This is a genomic window from Nocardia sp. NPDC004068 (assembly GCF_042874315.1).
Classification (GTDB): Bacteria; Actinomycetota; Actinomycetes; order Mycobacteriales; family Mycobacteriaceae; genus Nocardia.
This window is the reverse complement of record NZ_JBIAMW010000018.1, coordinates 79319-92866: the sequence shown is the minus strand read 5'-3', so window position 1 is coordinate 92866 and position 13548 is coordinate 79319. Positions and strand designations below refer to the sequence as shown.

The 13548-nt window shown below is 70.4% G+C and carries 11 protein-coding genes, 1 tRNA gene and 1 riboswitch; of the genes, 5 read left to right on the top strand and 7 right to left on the bottom strand.

Features of this window, described 5'->3' with window-relative positions; genetic code table 11:
- Window positions 1–27 precede the first annotated feature (27 nt).
- A complete protein-coding gene (locus tag ACFYTQ_RS33030; RefSeq protein ID WP_387369392.1) occupies window positions 28–1383 on the top strand; it encodes a lipase family protein in 1356 nt (451 codons plus the stop codon).
- Window positions 1384–1424: 41 nt separating this feature from the next.
- Window positions 1425–1552, top strand: a riboswitch (TPP riboswitch).
- Window positions 1546–3198 (top strand): phosphomethylpyrimidine synthase ThiC, encoded by a 1653-nt coding sequence (gene thiC, locus ACFYTQ_RS33025; protein WP_387369390.1) that lies wholly within the window; start codon window positions 1546–1548, stop codon window positions 3196–3198. Its footprint overlaps the riboswitch before it by 7 nt.
- Window positions 3199–3292: 94 nt before the next feature.
- Here the strand turns inward: thiC and ACFYTQ_RS33020 are convergent, their stop codons facing one another.
- Window positions 3293–3700, bottom strand: coding sequence for a VOC family protein (locus ACFYTQ_RS33020; protein ID WP_387369388.1), 408 nt, complete (start codon window positions 3698–3700; stop codon window positions 3293–3295).
- A gap of 57 nt (window positions 3701–3757) precedes the next feature.
- Window positions 3758–4402 (bottom strand): TetR/AcrR family transcriptional regulator, encoded by a 645-nt coding sequence (locus tag ACFYTQ_RS33015; RefSeq protein ID WP_387369386.1) that lies wholly within the window; start codon window positions 4400–4402, stop codon window positions 3758–3760.
- Window positions 4403–4464: 62 nt separating this feature from the next.
- On the opposite strand from ACFYTQ_RS33015, the gene thiD reads away from it, so the two are divergent.
- From thiD to ACFYTQ_RS33000, 3 genes are all read left to right on the top strand, one after another.
- Window positions 4465–5307 carry a bifunctional hydroxymethylpyrimidine kinase/phosphomethylpyrimidine kinase gene (gene thiD, locus ACFYTQ_RS33010; RefSeq protein WP_387369384.1) on the top strand — a complete coding sequence of 281 codons (843 nt, stop codon included), beginning with the start codon at window positions 4465–4467 and terminating at the stop codon, window positions 5305–5307.
- Window positions 5308–5376: 69 nt separating this feature from the next.
- Window positions 5377–6621 (top strand): glycosyltransferase, encoded by a 1245-nt coding sequence (locus tag ACFYTQ_RS33005; protein WP_387369382.1) that lies wholly within the window; start codon window positions 5377–5379, stop codon window positions 6619–6621.
- Window positions 6618–8639, top strand: coding sequence for an ArnT family glycosyltransferase (locus tag ACFYTQ_RS33000; RefSeq protein ID WP_387369380.1), 2022 nt, complete (start codon window positions 6618–6620; stop codon window positions 8637–8639). The genes ACFYTQ_RS33005 and ACFYTQ_RS33000 overlap by 4 nt, the downstream gene beginning before the upstream one ends.
- A 1-nt stretch (window position 8640) precedes the next feature.
- Here the strand turns inward: ACFYTQ_RS33000 and ACFYTQ_RS32995 are convergent.
- The 5 genes from ACFYTQ_RS32995 to ACFYTQ_RS32975 all read right to left on the bottom strand — a co-directional run bounded on the left by ACFYTQ_RS32995 (window position 8641) and on the right by ACFYTQ_RS32975 (window position 13538).
- Window positions 8641–8713 (bottom strand) — tRNA-Glu (locus tag ACFYTQ_RS32995).
- Between the two features lie 270 nt (window positions 8714–8983).
- Complete coding sequence (locus ACFYTQ_RS32990; protein WP_387369378.1) at window positions 8984–9592, bottom strand: TetR/AcrR family transcriptional regulator; 609 nt, start codon at window positions 9590–9592, stop codon at window positions 8984–8986.
- Between the two features lie 6 nt (window positions 9593–9598).
- Window positions 9599–10372, bottom strand: coding sequence for an enoyl-CoA hydratase family protein (locus tag ACFYTQ_RS32985; RefSeq protein ID WP_387369376.1), 774 nt, complete (start codon window positions 10370–10372; stop codon window positions 9599–9601).
- Between the two features lie 11 nt (window positions 10373–10383).
- Window positions 10384–11544, bottom strand: a complete 1161-nt coding sequence (locus ACFYTQ_RS32980; RefSeq protein ID WP_387369374.1) for an acyl-CoA dehydrogenase family protein — start codon at window positions 11542–11544, stop codon at window positions 10384–10386.
- 2 nt (window positions 11545–11546) lie between these two features.
- Window positions 11547–13538 (bottom strand): acetyl/propionyl/methylcrotonyl-CoA carboxylase subunit alpha, encoded by a 1992-nt coding sequence (locus tag ACFYTQ_RS32975; protein ID WP_387369372.1) that lies wholly within the window; start codon window positions 13536–13538, stop codon window positions 11547–11549.
- Window positions 13539–13548: the final 10 nt, after the last annotated feature.

Sequence of the window (13548 nt, the reverse complement as noted above, 5' to 3'; positions counted from 1 at the left end):
GTCACACTGATGAGGGAAGGGCAGGACATGTCTCGAAGGGCGCTGTCGACCGTGCTGACCATCGCCGCCGCGCTGCTGCTGGGGCTCGTCCCGGCCGCGCCCGCACCGGCGGATCCGCCTGTGCCGCAGGCGGATTCGTTCTACCTGCCACCGGAGGGCTTCGAAGCCGCGGAGCCTGGCGCGATCCTGCGCTCGCGTCCGGTGCGGTTGGGCGTCGCGACCGTCCTGCCGGTGCGGGTGCGGTCCTGGCAATTGCTCTATCGGACAACCGATCTCGACGGCCGCCCGACGGCCGCGGTCACCACGGTCGTCATGCCGGAGGGCGCCGACCCGCGACGGCACCGGCCGCTGCTGTCCACCCAGTTCTATTACGACAGCGCCGCACCCCAGTGCGCGCCGTCCTATGTGCTCCAGCAGGGTACGGGCCTGACGGGGCTGGAGGGCATCCACTCCGACAGCGAATACCTCGGGCTCGCCGCCGCCATCGCCGAGGGCTACGCGGTGTCGATTCCGGATTACGAAGGGGTCGAGGGGCATCTGGCCGTGGCGAGGGAACCCGGCTATCTGGTCCTCGACGGTATCCGCGCGGCCGAGCGCTTCGAACCCCTCGGGCTGGACGGCGCGAACACCCCCGTCGCGCTGTGGGGGTACTCCGGCGGCGGCATGGGCAGCGGCTGGGCCGCGCAGATGCAGCCCGGCTACGCGCCGGAACTGAACGTCCGGGGCGTGGCGCTGGGCGCGCCGACCTCCGATGTGCGCTCGCTGCTGCACGTGAACGGCTCGATGTTCTCGAGCCTCATAGCGATCGGGGTCGCCTCGCTGATCAAGGCGTATCCGGAGTTCGCCGAGGTGACCAACCGGTACCTGACCCCCGAGGGCCGGGCGCTGATGGATCGCACCAATCGCCAATGCCTTTCGCGCAACGCGCTGACCACGATGTTCGTCGACTATCAGCGATTGCTGACGATCCCCATCGAGGAGTACCTCGCGCTGCCGGAGATCCGCTCGGTGTTCGACTCGCTCGTGCTCGGCGACACCGCGCCGACCGCACCGACATTCGTCTATCAGGGCGTGTTCGACGAGGCGGTGCCGGTGTGGACCAACGACCGGCTGGTGCGGCAGTGGTGCGACGGGGGTACCTCGGTGCGCTACACCCGTGATCATCTCAGCGAGCATCTGAGTCTCACCACGCTGGGGATGGGCGCCGCCTTCAACTGGATCAAGTCCCGGCTCGCTCCCGGCGCGCCCGACCAGACCGGTTGCCGCACAGACGATGTCGTGTCCATGTACGCCGACGTCGACGCCTTCGTGGAGCAGACGATCATCAATCTGAACGCGCTCGCGGGCGCGCTCGGCTGGCCGATCGGTCCGCACGAAAACTGACGGGCGGCGCGGCGACCGGTGTACCCTCGGCCGGGACAACCACATATGCCAACGGGGGCTCGCACCAGCGGGCTGAGAGGACGGCTAGCCCATTCCGGGCGGATCAGGGCCGTCGACCGTACGAACCTGACCGGGTAATGCCGGCGTAGGGAGGATTCACCGATGTCATCCAGGCACGTCTCGACCGCGGTCGACACCGTCACCACGGGTCCGATCCAGGGCAGCGCCAAGCACTACGAACACCTCGACGCGGACGGCACGACGCTGCGCGTGCCGTCGCGGCGCATCGCGCTGACCAACGGCGAGCATTTCGACGTCTACGACACCTCGGGCCCGTACACCGACGAGGCCGCGGCCATCGACCTCGAGGCCGGATTGCCGAAACTGCGCGACGCGTGGGCCAAACCCGATGTCCCCGGACCGCGCACCCAGCTGGCCTGGGCGCGCCAGGGCATCGTCACCACGGAGATGCGCTATATCGCGGCGCGCGAAGGGGTTTCGCCCGAACTCGTGCGCGACGAGGTCGCCGCCGGGCGCGCGGTGATCCCCGCCAACCACAACCACCCCGAATCCGAGCCGATGATCATCGGCAAGCGGTTCGCGGTGAAGATCAACGCCAATATCGGCAACTCGGCGGTCAGCTCCTCCATCGCCGAGGAGGTCGAGAAGATGGTGTGGGCCACCCGCTGGGGCGCCGACACCATCATGGACCTGTCCACCGGGCGCAATATCCACGAGACCCGGGAGTGGATCCTGCGCAACTCCCCCGTCCCGGTCGGGACCGTGCCGATCTATCAGGCGCTGGAGAAGGTCGACGGCGATCCCACGAAGCTGACCTGGGAGGTCTACCGCGACACCGTGATCGAGCAGGCCGAACAGGGCGTGGACTACATGACCGTGCACGCGGGCGTGCTGTTGCGCTACGTGCCACTCACGGCGAAACGGGTCACCGGCATCGTCTCGCGCGGCGGGTCGATCATGGCGGCCTGGTGCCTGGCGCATCATCGAGAGTCGTTCCTGTACACCAACTTCGCCGAGTTGTGCGAGATCCTGGCGCGCTACGACATCACCTTCTCCCTCGGCGACGGCCTGCGGCCCGGCTCGATCGCCGACGCCAACGACGAGGCCCAGTTCGCCGAGCTGCGCACGCTGGGCGAGCTGACGAAGATCGCGAAATCGCATGGCGTGCAGGTGATGATCGAGGGCCCGGGGCACGTGCCCATGCACAAGATCGTGGAGAACGTGCGGCTCGAGGAGGAGCTGTGCGAGGAGGCCCCGTTCTACACCCTCGGCCCGCTCGCCACCGATATCGCGCCCGGTTACGACCACATCACCTCCGCGATCGGCGCGTCCATCATCGCCCAGGCGGGCACGGCCATGCTCTGCTACGTCACCCCCAAGGAGCATCTGGGCCTGCCCAACCGCGACGACGTCAAGACCGGCGTGATCACCTACAAGATCGCTGCGCACGCCGCCGACCTCGCCAAGGGCCACCCCCGCGCCCAGGAGCGCGACGACGCGTTGTCCAAGGCGCGCTTCGAGTTCCGCTGGCGCGATCAGTTCGCCCTGTCCCTGGACCCGGACACCGCCCGCGACTTCCACGACGAGACCCTGCCCGCCGAACCCGCCAAGACCGCGCACTTCTGCTCCATGTGCGGCCCGAAGTTCTGTTCGATGCGCATCTCCGCCGATGTCCGCGAGTACGCGGCCCGGCAGGGACTCACCGACGAACAGGCGCTGACGGCGGGTATGGCCGAGAAGTCGGCGGAGTTCGCGGACGCGGGCAATCAGGTGTATCTGCCGGTCGTGTCGTAGCGTTCGGGGCCCGCTCGCCCTCCCTCTCGCTGCCCCGGGCGGAGCCCGGGACCCCGCCTGGTTCCGGACTCCGTCCGGGGTGGCGAGCGAAAGGTCAAGCGCGCGTGGAGATCTGCTGCACCGCCCACCCGTTCCCATCGGGATCGGCGAAGAAGAAGAACGCCACATTGTCCAGCGGATCCGGAACCGGATGCGGATTGGTGCCGATGATCTGGATCTCACCGACCTCGACGCCGCGGTCGGTGAGTTCGGCGTGCGCGCGGCGGATATCGGGGACCACCAGTTGCAGACCCTTCAGCGAGCCCGGCGGCATCGCGGGCACCGCGCCCTTGCCGATCACGACCGAACACCCCGAACCCGGCGGGGTGAGCTGCACGATGCGAACGTCGTCGCCGGGGGCGATGTCGAAGTCGACCGCGAAGCCGAGGCCCTCGTGATAGAACTCCACCGCGCGATCGATATCGGAGACCGGCACGGTCACCACTTCCAGGGTCCAGTTCATCGGCGCATCCTTTCGGTCCGGGGGTTCATATCTGCCGACGCCGCGGTCGGGGGAAAATCATCGCCCGGGTCGCTGCCAGCGCTGGGCGAATTCGCCCGGTCGCGGGGGCGGACCCGGCAGTTCACCCCCTACCGTCAGGCCGTCGATCAAGACGGCCAGCACGCGTCGGCGCAATTCGGCCGTGCGGGCGGGGTCGGGCGCGGTGATGGCCGCGCAGGACTCCAGGATCAGACCGAGATCCTGTGCGGTGGCTCCGGCGCGCAGGCGGCCCGAGGCGCGGGCGCGCCGGATGATCTCGTCGTTGAGTTCCCCGGACCGCTGGACCTGCGGAACGAAACTCTCGTCGGGGGTGAAGGTTCCGGCCAGCCGCACGGTCAGCGAATGCACGTCGGCGTCCACCACCCGCCGCAGGAACTCGACCAGCACCGTCCAGTCGTCCGAATTGTCCAGCGCCGCTTCGGCTTCCGCGTTGTATCGGCACAGCCCCTCGTAACACAGCGTGCGCAGCAGCACCTCCTTGGAGGCGTACCGGCGATACAACGCGCTGATCCCGACCCCGGCGCGTTCGGCGACCGCGGCGATGGGCGCGCCCGGATCGGCGAGGAAGACCTCGCGCGCGGCGGCGAGGATGATGCCGTCGTTGCGAGCGGCCTGGGCCTTGCGGCCGGGCAGGCCCTTGGCGGGGGAGGCGATCTCGGACATGTCCCGACTCTAACACTCGAACGGAATGATCCGTTCTATTACAGGATTGTAGGCTCCGACTCGTGAAACTCTTGCCGCTCACCCCCGACGGACAGACCCCGGTCCGCGTTCTCACCATCGCCGGGACCGACTCCGGCGGCGGCGCGGGGATCCAGGCCGACACCCGCACGATGGCGCTGCTGGGCGTGCACGCCTGCGTCGCGGTGGCGGCGGTGACCGTGCAGAACTCGGTGGGCGTCAGCGGTTTTCACGAGATTCCGCCGGAGACGGTGGCGGGGCAGGTGCGGGTGGTGGCCGACGATATCGGCGTCGGCGCGGCCAAGACCGGGATGCTCGCCTCCACCGCGATCATCGAGGCGGTCGCCGCGGTCTGCGGCGAGGTCGGCATCGGGCGGGCGGGTTCGATTCCGCTGGTGGTCGATCCGGTGGCGGCGTCCATGCACGGCGATCCGCTGCTGCACGCCTCGGCCCTGGACGCGTTGCGGCACACGCTGATTCCGCTGGCGACGCTGGTCACCCCAAATTTGGACGAGGTGCGGCTGCTCACCGGCATCGAGGTCACCGACGACCGCTCGGCCCGCGCGGCCGCCGAGGCGCTCATCGCGCTCGGCCCGCGCTGGGCGATCGTGAAGGGCGGGCATCTGCGTTCGTCGGCGTTCAGCACCGACATCCTCTTCGACGGGGACCGCTTCCACGAACTGTCGGCCCCGCGCATCGCCACCGGCAACGATCACGGCGGCGGCGACACCCTGGCCGCGGCCACCGCCTGCGCGCTCGCGCACGGGTACGAGGTGCCCGAGGCGGTGGCCTTCGCCAAGGAGTGGACCACCCGCTGCCTGGCCTCGGCCTACGACCTCGGCGCGGGCCACGGCCCGGTGTCACCGCTGTGGCGGCTGCGCGCCTGAGTTCCGGCTCCCAGGAATCTCCCAGCTCGACCGCAGCGCCGCCCAAGGCTGATCGCCGAATGTGGTTGCATGTCCGAGACAGTGACGGCCGTTCAGGCGAACCCCACCACCGACGCGGTACGCACTCCCGTACTGGACGTCGTGATCCCGGTCTACAACGAGGAGCGCGACCTCGCGGGCTGCGTGCGCCGGTTGCACGCCTTCCTCCGCGACGGCTTCCCGTTCTCGGCCCGAATCACCATCGCGGACAACGCGTCCACCGATGCCACGCTCGCCGTGGCCGACGCGCTCGCCGCCGAACTCGGCGGGGTGCGGGTGATGCATCTGGACCGCAAGGGCCGCGGCCGGGCGCTGCGCGCGGTCTGGGAGAGCTCCGACGCCCAGGTCGTCGCCTACATGGACGTCGATCTGTCCACCGACCTCAACGGCCTGCTGCCGCTGATCGCCCCGCTGGTGTCCGGGCACTCGGATCTGGCCATCGGCACGCGGCTGGCACGGTCCTCGCGTGTGGTGCGCGGACCCAAGCGCGAGATCATCTCCCGCTGCTACAACCTCATCCTGCGCGCCTCGCTCCAGACCCGATTCTCCGACGCCCAGTGCGGATTCAAGGCCATGCGCACCGACGTCGCCCGCCGACTGCTGCCCCTGGTGCAGGACGGCGAATGGTTCTTCGACACCGAACTGCTGGTGCTCGCCGAACGGGCGGGCCTGCGCATCCACGAGGTACCCGTCGACTGGATCGACGACCCCGACTCCCGCGTCGACATCATCGACACCGCCCGTAAGGATCTGCTCGGTGTGTGGCGGGTCGGGCGCGGACTGGCCTCGGGCACCCTGCCCGTCAACGAACTCCGCGCCGCCATCGGCCGCGAACCCCTGGTCGACGGGGTGCCACTCGGCATGGTCGGACAACTCGTCCGATTCGGCATCATCGGGGTCGTCTCGACGCTGGCCTATATGGTGCTGTACGTGCTGCTGCAAGGATTCACGGGTCCGCAGGTGGCCAACTTCGCCGCGCTGCTGCTCACCGCGATCGGCAATACCGCGGCCAATCGGGCGTTCACGTTCGGGGTGCGCGGTTCGAGTCGGGCGGTGTCACACCACTTCCAGGGTCTGTTGATCTTCGGATTCGCCTGGGTGCTGACGAGCGGCTCGCTGTTCGCGCTGCACCACTGGGCGCCGAGCGCGGCGGTGCATCTGGAACTGCTGGTGCTCGTGGTGGCGAACCTGGTCGCCACCCTCACCCGGTTCGTCGGCCTGCGCTGGGTCTTCCGCAACGCGGTCACCGGCTCGAGCGCGGAGCTCGCCCGATGAGCACGGCGACCCTCGACCCGGCCGTCCCGGCCGCCGGATCCCCGGCGCGGCCGCGTGGCGCGCGGTGGGAGTACCTCGCCCTGGCCGCGCTGCTGGTGGGCACCGCGATCGCCTACTTCTGGAATCTCGGTGCCAACGGCTGGGCGAATTCGTTCTATGCCGCTGCGGCACAGGCGGGTTCGGTGTCGTGGAAGGCGTTCCTGTTCGGTTCCTCCGACGGCGGCAACACCATCACCGTCGACAAGACGCCCGCCTCGCTGTGGCCGATGGAGCTGTCCATCCGGATGTTCGGATTGAGCAGCTGGAGTCTGCTGGCCCCGCAGGTGCTCATGGGGGTCGGGGCGGTGGCCCTGCTGTGGGCGACCGTGCGCCGGACCTTCGGCGGCGCGGCCGGTCTGATCGCCGGGCTCGTGCTGGCGCTGACGCCCATCGCGGCGGTGATGTTCCGCTTCGACAACCCCGACGCGCTGCTGGTGTTGATGATGGTCGCGGCCGCGTGGGCGATGACGCGCGCGGTCGAGGACGGCCGCACTCGCTGGCTGGTGCTGTGCGGGGTGTTCGTCGGGGTGGGCTTCCTGGCCAAGCAGTTGCAGGTGATGCTCGTCGTTCCGGCGCTGGCGCTGACCTATCTGCTGGCCGGGCCGCCCAAGCTGGGCCCGCGGATCGCGCAGCTGTTCGCCGCGCTGGCGGGCGTGGTGATCGGCGCGGGCTGGTGGGTGCTGATCGCGGAGCTGTGGCCCGCCGGGTCGCGGCCGTATTTCGGTGGCTCGCCGCACAATTCGATCCTCGAGCTGACGCTGGGATACAACGGGCTGGGACGGCTCAACGGCGACGAGTTCAACGGCGGCGGCGGTCCGGGTGGCGGCGGTGGCCGTCCGCCGGGTGGTGGCGGCGGCTTCTTCGGCGGCACGCCGGGCATCACCCGGTTGTTCGCGCCCCAGCAGGGTGGGCAGATCGCCTGGTTGCTCCCGGCGGCGCTGATCCTGCTCGTGGCCGGAATCGTGCTGTGCGGCAAGGCCGTTCGCACCGATCGGCGGCGCGCGGCGTTCGTGCTGTGGGGCGGCTGGGTGCTGGTCACCGGGCTGGTGTTCAGCTTCATGCGCGGGATCTTCCATCAGTACTACACGGTGGCACTGTCCCCGGCGATCGCGGCGCTGATCGGCGCGGGCGCGGTCCTGCTGTGGCGACGACGGGATCTGCTGTGGGTGCGGTGCGTGGCCGCCTTGACGGTCGCGGCGACGGTGGCGACGGCGTGGATGTTGTTGTCCCGCACGGCCTCGTTCGTGCCGTGGCTGCGCTGGGTGCTGCTGTTCGCGGGCATCGTCGCGGCCCTCGCGCTGCTGATCCCCGCGCCGCGCCGGGTGGCCGCCGGTGTCGCGGCGCTCGCGGGCGTCGTGGGTCTGGCGGGTCCGCTGGCCTACACCGCCGACACCCTCGCCGGAAGCAATGCCGGGCCCATGCCGATGGCAGGGCCGCGCATACCGGGACAGTTCGGTCCGGGCGGAATGCCCGGCGGCGGTCGGCAGGACCGCGGGCGCGGCGAAGACGCTGCCGCGCAAGGCAATCCGGGCCAGCCGCCGACGCCGGGTGGCGCCCCGCCGGAAGCCGGTGCGCCGCAGGGCGATCCGGGCGCTCCCCCGCAGGGCGGCGGCCCCGGGATGGGCGGGCGCCCGAGCGCGCAGGTGCTGCGCTTGCTGACCGACGGCGGCGACTCCTACACCTGGGCCGCGGCGACAATCAGCGCCATGGGCGCGGCGGACTACCAGCTGGAGACCCAGCTGCCGGTGATGCCGATCGGCGGATTCAACGGCCACGATCCGGCCCCCACCCTCGAGCAGTTCCAGCGCGACGTCGCCGACCACCGCATCCACTACTTCATCGCCGGTCGCAACGGCGGACCGGGCCGCGACAACAACAACTCCTCGGAGGGCGGCAAGATCACGGCCTGGGTGACGGCCAACTTCCCGTCCCAAGTGGTGGACGGCGTAACCCTCTACGACCTGACACAACGAAAATGAGTAGTCCCGACGGGATTTGAACCCGCGCTACCGCCTTGAGAGGGCGGCGTCCTAGGCCGCTAGACGACGGGACCAGAAACGAAGCCCCGCAAGAGTAACCGCCACCCGGTCCCCCGACCAAATCGCCCTCCCTGGCCCTGACCCACGGCCCAGGCCCCACGACCCAGCCGCCACGGCCTGGACCCCACGGCCCAGGCCCTCCGGCCCCGACACCACGACCCAGCCGCCACGGCCCAGGCCCTCCGGCCCCGTCAGCACGGCCCAGCCGCCGCAGCTCAGGCCCTCCGGCCCCGACACCACGGCCCACGCGCTCCGGCCCAGCGGCCGGTAGGCCGGGGCCGGTGTCATCGGGTCAGCGCGGTGTGCAGGGTGGCCGACCACTGTTGGACGATCTCCTTGCGGCGGGCGGAGTCGTCGGTGAGGACGTCGGCGAGGCCGAGGCCGCGGGCCAGGTCGAGGGTGGCCTGGACCAGGTGGTGGGCCACGGGGTCGGAGTCGTCGACGCCGAGGGCCTCGACGGCCAGTCGGTGCGAGGTGCGGCCGAAGCGGGACTCGAGGGGGACGATGCGTTCGCGCAGTACGGGATCGGCGGCGGCGTGGGTCCAGACCTGCAAGGCCGCCTTGAACAGCGGGCTGGTGTAGGACTCGACGAGCCCGGCGACCACGGCCTGAGTGCGGCCGACGCCCTCGGCGACCCCGTCGAGGGCCGTCGCCTCGGCCTTGGCCTGCGCCATCCGGATGTCGAACATGTGCTCGAGGGCCGCGGTGATCAGATCCTCCCGGGTCGGGAAGTGGTGCTGGGCCGCCCCGCGCGAGACCCCGGCCCGCTCGGCGACCACGGCGACCGTGGCCGCGGCCCAGCCCATATCGGCCAGGCAGTCGATGGTCGCCTCGAGCAGCCGCTGCCGGGTGGCCCGGCTGCGGTCCTGCTTGGGTTCGTGCGGGGTAGCCATGACCGACTATTGTGCCCAGGCCGGCGGACGCCGCTGGAAGAAGGCCGTCATACCCTCCACCACCTCGGGCGTGCCGAAGAACGATCCGGACCGCCGCGCGAGTTCGTCGGCGGCGCGCTCGAATTCGGCGAGCACCCCCGCGTTGACCAGCCGCTTGCTCTCGGCCAGACCCTGCGGTGAGCCCAATCGCAGTGCGGCGCAGAGATTTTCGACCTCAGCGGCGGCGTCCTCGGCCGCCACCGTGATCAGCCCGGCACGCTCGGCCGTCGCGGCGTCGAAGGTCTCCCCGGTCTGGAAGTAGCGCGCGGCCGCCCGAGAACCCATCCGCGGCAGCAGCGTGAGCGAGATGATGAACGGCGCCAACCCGAGGCGCGCCTCGGTCAGCGCGAAACTGCTGCCGGGCCCGGCGACCGCGATATCGCAGGCCGCCACGATCCCCATACCGCCCGCGCGGACATTGCCGTCCACCCTCGCCACCACCGGCTTGGGCAGTTCGAGAATCGTCCGCAGCGCCTCGACCATCCAGCGGGTGCGGATATCGGCGGCGGCGGCCGGGTCGGCGTCGAGCGCCTCCTTGAGATCCGCGCCCGCGCAGAACGTGTTGCCGGTGTGGGTGAGCACGACCCCGCGCACCCGCTCGTCCGCACCGGCGTCCCGCAGGCCGGTCAGCAGCTCCTGAACCAGCCTGGCGGACAAGGCGTTCCGATTGTGCGGCGAGTCCAGCGTCAGGATCGCGAACCCGTCCCGGACCTCGGACCGCACGAAGGGCGCGTCACTCAACGAAAATCTCCTCAGTACGACTTGGGCAGCCCGAGCGAGTGCTGGGCCACGAAGTTCAGCACCATCTCCCGGCTGACGGGCGCGACCCGGGCGATGCGCGCCGCGGCGAGCATCCCCGCCAGACCCACATCACTGGTCAGCCCCGAACCGCCGTGGGTCTGGATGGCCTGGTCGAGGGCCTTGATACTGGCCTCGGCCGCGGCGTATTTCGCCATGTTCGCCGCCTCCGCCGCGCCGAAGTCGTCACCGGAGTCGTAGAGCACCGCCGCCTTCTGCATCATGAGTCTGGCCAGTTCCAGTTCGATCTTGACCTGGGCCAGCGGATGCGAAATGCCTTGGTGCGCACCGATCGGCGTCTTCCACACCTGGCGTTCGCGGGCGTAGGCGACGGCCCGGTCGATGGCGTAGCGGCCCATGCCCACGGCCATGGCCGCGCCCATGATCCGTTCCGGGTTCAGGCCCGCGAACAGCTGCGCCAGCGCCGCGTCCTCCTCGCCCACCAGGGCCTCGGCGGGCAGCCGCACATCGTCGAGGAACAGCGTGAACTGGCTGTCCGGCTCGATGATGTCCATCTCCTGCCGGGTCTTCTCGAACCCGGGCGCGTCGGTCGGCACGATGAACAGCGCCGGTTTGAGCTTGCCGGTCTTGGCGTCCTCGGTGCGCGAGACGATCAGCACCGCCTCGGCCTGGTCCACGCCGGAGATGAAGATCTTGCGCCCGTTGAGGATCCAGTCGCCGCCGTCGCGGCGGGCGGTGGTGGTGATGTGGTGGGAGTTGGATCCGGCGTCGGGTTCGGTGATGCCGAAGACCATCTTCGACGAGCCGTCGGCCAGCCGGGTCAGCCAGTGCCGCTTCTGCTCCTCGGTGCCGTACTTGGCGATGATGGTGCCGCAGATGGCCGGGGACACCACGGCCAGCAGCAGGCCGCAGCCCTGGGCGGACAGTTCCTCCTGCACCAGCGCCAGTTCGTAGATGCCCGCGCCGCCCCCGCCGTACTCCTCGGGCAGGTTCACGCCGAGGAAGCCGAGTTTGCCCGCCTCGTCCCACAATTCGGACAGCGGCTCGTTGCGGCGCGCCTTGGCCGAGACGTAGTCGCGGAAGTTGTATTTGGCGGCGAGCTTGGCGACGGCGGCCCGCAGCTGTTTCTGCTCGTCGGTCTCGACGAAACTCATGGTCACTCCTCGGTGTTCTCATCCGTGCGGACCACGGCCAGCACCGCGCCCACGTCGACCTGTTGTCCGGCGGCCACATTCAGTTCGGCGAGCACCCCGTCGGCGGGCGCGGCGATGGTGTGCTCCATCTTCATCGCCTCGAGCCACAAAATCGGCTGGCCCTTGGCGACCCGCTCCCCGGCCGCCGCGCCGAGCCGGATGACCGCGCCGGGCATGGGCGCGAGCAGCGAGCCCTCGGCGACGTGCTCGGCGGGATCCTCGAAGCGCGGCAGGCGGCGCACGGTGACCGGTCCGAGCGGCGAATCGATCGCCACCAGATCGCCGTAGCGGGCGATGTCGAAGCGCCGCCGCACCGGGCCGCGTTCGCCGGGCACCAGCAGCGTCACCGAATTCGGTGTGGCCTCGACCGATTCGAGGCCGTCGAAGCCCTCGACGGTCAGCCCGTCCCGGGTGAGCGCGTAGCGGATCTCGTGCCTGCCGGTGACCCGGCTCTCGTAGGACTTCGACTGCGGCTGCGAGGGTAGGTTCCGCCACCCCGAGGGCAGGCCGCCGCCGATGCGCGCCCGCGCGCGGTTGTGCGCGGCGTCGGCCAGCGCGGCCGCGGTGATCGACAGCCGCTCGTCGTGCTCGGAAACCAGTGGGGCCGAGAGGTTTTCCAGCCCGTACCGGTCGAAGAACGCGGTATCGGTGTCCCCGGCCAGGAACGCCGGATGTTCGAGCACCCGCACCAGCAGATCCCGGTTGGTCACCAGACCGTGGATCCGGGCGCGCCGCAGCGCGGCCGCCAGCAGTCGCGCCGCCTCCGCGCGGGTGTCGCCGTAGGAGATGACCTTGGCCAGCATGGGGTCGTAGAACACGCCGACCGCCGAGCCGTTCTCCACCCCGGAGTCCAGCCGCACGCCGGGCCGGTCCAGGATCGCGAATTCCGTTGTGCCCGAACCGAGGTCGATGCGGTGCACGGTCCCGCTCTGCGGCTGCCAGTCGTGTGCCGGATCCTCGGCGTAGAGTCGCACCTCGATCGAATGTCCGTGCGCCGCGGGAGGTTCGGCGGGCAGCCGGTGGCCCTGGGCGATCTGGAGTTGCAGCCGCACCAGATCCAGGCCGGTGGTGTTCTCGGTGACCGGATGCTCCACCTGCAGGCGGGTGTTCATCTCCAGGAAGAAGAACTCGCCCCGATCGTCGGCGAGGAATTCGACGGTGCCCGCGCCCGTGTACCCGATGGCCCCGGCCGCCAGCCGCGCCGCCTCGAACAGCCGCGCCCGCATGCCGTCGATTCGTTCCACCAGCGGCGAGGGCGCCTCCTCGACGACCTTCTGATGCCGCCGCTGGATCGAGCACTCGCGCTCCCCGACCGCCCACACCGTGCCGTGCGTGTCGGCCATGACCTGCACCTCGATGTGCCGCCCGGTCTCGAGGTAGCGCTCGCAGAACACCGTCGGATCGCCGAAGGCCGATTCCGCCTCGCGCCGGGCGGCTTCCAGCTGGCCGGGCAGGTCGGCGAGCGCGCGCACCACCCGCATGCCGCGCCCGCCGCCGCCCGCGGACGCCTTGATGAGCACGGGCAGCATCGACTCGGTGACCTCGGCCGGATTCAGTTCGGCGAGCACCGGCACCCCGGCCGCGTCCATCATCTTCTTGGCCTCGACCTTGGAGCCCATCTGTTCGATGGCGGTCACCGGCGGGCCGATCCACACCAGCCCGGCGTCGATCACCGCGCGCGCGAATTCGGCGTTCTCCGAGAGGAATCCGTAGCCGGGATGAATCGCGTCCGCCCCCGCCGCCCGCGCGGCGGCGATGATCAGATCACCGCGCAGATACGTCTCGCCGGGGGTGTTGCCCGGCAGCCGGACCGCCGCGTCGGCCTCGCGGACGTGCGGGGTGGCGGCGTCCGCGTCGGAGTACACCGCGACCGTGCCCAGGCCCATGCGGCGGCAGGTGGCGAACACGCGCCGCGCGATCTCGCCGCGGTTGGCGACCAGAACCGTGGATATCATCGTGCCGCCC

What these genes read in the sequence shown, in the direction of transcription:
- ACFYTQ_RS32975 (WP_387369372.1), bottom strand. Translation starts at nt 13,538, where the DNA reads ATGATATCCACGGTTCTGGTCGCCAACCGCGGCGAGATCGCGCGGCGC.
- ACFYTQ_RS33000 (WP_387369380.1), top strand. Translation starts at nt 6,618, where the DNA reads ATGAGCACGGCGACCCTCGACCCGGCCGTCCCGGCCGCCGGATCCCCG.
- ACFYTQ_RS33015 (WP_387369386.1), bottom strand. Translation starts at nt 4,402, where the DNA reads ATGTCCGAGATCGCCTCCCCCGCCAAGGGCCTGCCCGGCCGCAAGGCC.
- ACFYTQ_RS33020 (WP_387369388.1), bottom strand. Translation starts at nt 3,700, where the DNA reads ATGAACTGGACCCTGGAAGTGGTGACCGTGCCGGTCTCCGATATCGAT.
- ACFYTQ_RS33030 (WP_387369392.1), top strand. Translation starts at nt 28, where the DNA reads ATGTCTCGAAGGGCGCTGTCGACCGTGCTGACCATCGCCGCCGCGCTG.
- ACFYTQ_RS32980 (WP_387369374.1), bottom strand. Translation starts at nt 11,544, where the DNA reads ATGAGTTTCGTCGAGACCGACGAGCAGAAACAGCTGCGGGCCGCCGTC.
- ACFYTQ_RS33005 (WP_387369382.1), top strand. Translation starts at nt 5,377, where the DNA reads ATGTCCGAGACAGTGACGGCCGTTCAGGCGAACCCCACCACCGACGCG.
- thiC (WP_387369390.1), top strand. Translation starts at nt 1,546, where the DNA reads ATGTCATCCAGGCACGTCTCGACCGCGGTCGACACCGTCACCACGGGT.
- ACFYTQ_RS32990 (WP_387369378.1), bottom strand. Translation starts at nt 9,592, where the DNA reads ATGGCTACCCCGCACGAACCCAAGCAGGACCGCAGCCGGGCCACCCGG.